The following is a 2,777-nucleotide window of genomic DNA, read 5'->3' as shown; positions in this document are numbered from 1 at the left end:
CGACGACTATACCTGTTGGCTTCAAACGGTGGCGTGATGGTGCACTCTGCCGACTGATTCCGCCTCAGCCGCAACATCGGCAGGGCGGCTAGGTCGCCGTAGCGCGCAGCAATCAGCGATGGGAAATCGGGAGGCGTCGCGTTTCGTTGCGGCCACGGCGAACCGCTGCCGCGTGGCATTCAACACTGGATTGCTGTGACCGTGAGGCTGTGAATTGAGCGGCCACGACAGCAAGCCATAGTGGTGACATCGTGCGCGTCGTGATAAGCAAACCTTCACCCAATGCCATCGATGTCGATTCGCGGCCAGCATACTTTCCAAAGTTCTGTCTCAGAAATAACTTTACGTAAATTCAGGGTGGTCTATTATCGAATCACCATGAGTTGGAGGCGATCATGGGACGCAAAGGAATCGAGGTCGTCGTGTCGGAACTCGAGCGAGAACAATTGCTGTCAATGAGCCGTTCGCGTTCGCTGCCTCACTCTCTGGTGCGCCGAGCAAAGATTGTTTGATGGCCGATGACGGTCATACGAGTCAAGAAATTGAGAGCAGGGCGAAGTAACACCACCCGCAATTACGCACTGGAAGAAGCGCTTTGTTGGCCATGGACTTGCCGGTCTGCATGATGAAGCCCGTTCAGGCGGACCTCGCACGCATGATGATGAAGCAGTAGCGGAATTGCTTGCGAGGATACTGCATGAGAATGCCGGCCGGGGCAACGCACTGGAGCGTGCACTCCGCTGCTGCGCAGACAGGGATTTCGAAGAGTTCGGTGGGGCCCGACATCTGTCGCTGTTCGGCGTACAGCCTCATCGGTCAAAACGATTCAAGCGGTCTAATGATCCCTACTTCGTGGAGAAGGTGCGCAATATCGTCCGGTGTCAACTCATCACCGATCGCCCGACTCGTGTCCGATTTGCGCGAGAGCGTTTCCAGCGTCGTTGCGAGCCACGCGTGGAATTGATCGAGTAGCGGCCGCGCATGCTCCTGGCGATGCGCACTGCGCTCGTCGGGCGGCTTGCCCCTGATCGTCTCCTCAATCCTGGCGCGCCGATACGCTCGAGCGCTTCAGTGTTCAACGCATTGGGCGTGCTGCATGTTTGGCGGGGCCTACTGTGTCCACTTTGGCGCCATCGGTCTAGACGGTGCTCGGGCAACGCTTACTCATCACCAGCATCGAGCGATATATCGAGCAGTACAACCAACACGGCCGGCCGTTCGTATGGTCCGCGATCGCCGATTCTATTCGCCAGAAAGTGGCTCGGCTATGCAACGTTATTTCTGGGACGGAACACTGGGAAGTGTTCACACTAATTGTGTTTGATCGGATACCATCGGTGATGGAAATCACCGAAGCCAAAAATCCACGGACCGAGCATTGTGACCTTGCCCTCGAAAAACGTATCCGTTATTGAGAGTGTGTAAAACTTCAGTGACGGAGGATTGAGCAATGGGTAACCCGAGGGCGCGGTACACGCTGGAATTCAAGGTTGAGGCGGTTCGCATGGTGCGTAACGGCCAGAGCCAGGCGGCGGTGGCAAAGATTCTGGGCATCAGTACGCAGACGCTAATCAGCTGGCTCAAGGCTGACGAGGCTGGCAAGCTCGCTGGCGCAGGCAAACAGGTATCGGCCGAACAGATGGAAATTGCGCGACTCAGGGCAGAGAACGCGAAGCTGCGCATGGAGCGCGACATCCTGGGAAAAGCGACGGCATACTTCGCGAAGAGGTCGGCGTGAAGTATGCGTGGATTGAGCGGCACAGCCGACAATGGCCGGTATCCGTGGCCTGTGAGGCGCTGGGTGTCAGCCCCAGTGGTTATCACAACCGCAAGGCCCGAGACGTTGATCCTGATCGGCCGCGCCGACGTATCAGCAACGATGCGTTGCTGGTCCACATCAAGGCCGTGCACGCCGAATCCAAAGGCGAGTACGGCTGGCCGCGCGTGTGGAAAAAGCTGCTTGCGCAAGGCATTCGCGTGAGCAAGGACCGGGTTCAACGGCTGATGAAGCTGCATGGCATCAAGGCGTGGACCAAACGCCGCTTCAAGGCCACGACAGACAGCAGCCACAACCTTCCGGTCGCACCGAACCTGCTGCAACGCGACTTCTCGCCGGCGAAGCCCGATCAGGTCTGGACGATATCTGTGGACCGACGAGGGCTGGCTGTACCTGACGGTCATCCTGGACCTGTTTAGCCGCCAGGTCGTGGGCTGGTCGCTCAAGCCGCACATGCGCACGGAGCTGGTTTCTGACGCGTTGCGTATGGCGTGGTTCCGTCGTCGCCCCGAGACCGGTCTGATCGTGCACAGCGACCGTGGGAGCCCAGTATTGCAGCGCCGAGTTTCAGGACCTGCTCAAGAGCTACGGCATGCAAAGCTCGATGAGTCGCCGAGCAAATTGTTGGGTCAACGCACCGACCGAAAGCCTGTGGGGATCGCTGAAGCAGGCGCGCATCCACGGCAAACGCTTTGCGACGCGTCGCGAAGCGATGGACGAGGTAATCGACTGGTTGAGCTTCTACAATCATTCGCGCTTGCACTGGACGTTGAATTACGTCACTCCGATGCAATTTGAACAAGACTGGCACGCCGCACAGCGAAAGGAAGCGGCATAATAAGTGCTCGGTTAGCGGATGCGAAAATCGCGGGCAACGTCATTGCCTGCCACGACAGCGGGGCAATGTCAGCTTGACGAATCTGCAGGTGATGAATGCGATCCTTTACGTCGCCGAGCACAGCTGCAAATGGCGCGGACTGCACAAGCGGTATAGTCGTCA

Annotated in this window: 3 pseudogenes; 2 read left to right on the top strand and 1 reads right to left on the bottom strand. The window is 58.0% G+C overall.

Annotated features, from left to right (window positions below):
• Positions 1 to 894: 894 nt before the first annotated feature.
• Positions 895 to 1,088, bottom strand: a pseudogene (locus tag BMI01S_RS40310) (IS66 family transposase); the annotation flags it as partial.
• 362 nt (positions 1,089 to 1,450) lie between these two features.
• Between BMI01S_RS40310 and BMI01S_RS36760 the strand changes: the two are divergent.
• Positions 1,451 to 2,615: pseudogene (locus BMI01S_RS36760) on the top strand (IS3 family transposase).
• Between the two features lie 46 nt (positions 2,616 to 2,661).
• A pseudogene (locus BMI01S_RS40305) lies at positions 2,662 to 2,777 on the top strand (IS5-like element ISCARN85 family transposase); the annotation flags it as partial.

The organism is Paraburkholderia mimosarum LMG 23256 = NBRC 106338, assembly GCF_000739815.1.
Lineage (GTDB): Bacteria > Pseudomonadota > Gammaproteobacteria > Burkholderiales > Burkholderiaceae > Paraburkholderia > Paraburkholderia mimosarum.
The sequence above is the reverse complement of the archived record's forward strand: the minus strand, read 5'-3'. Positions and strand labels throughout refer to the sequence as shown.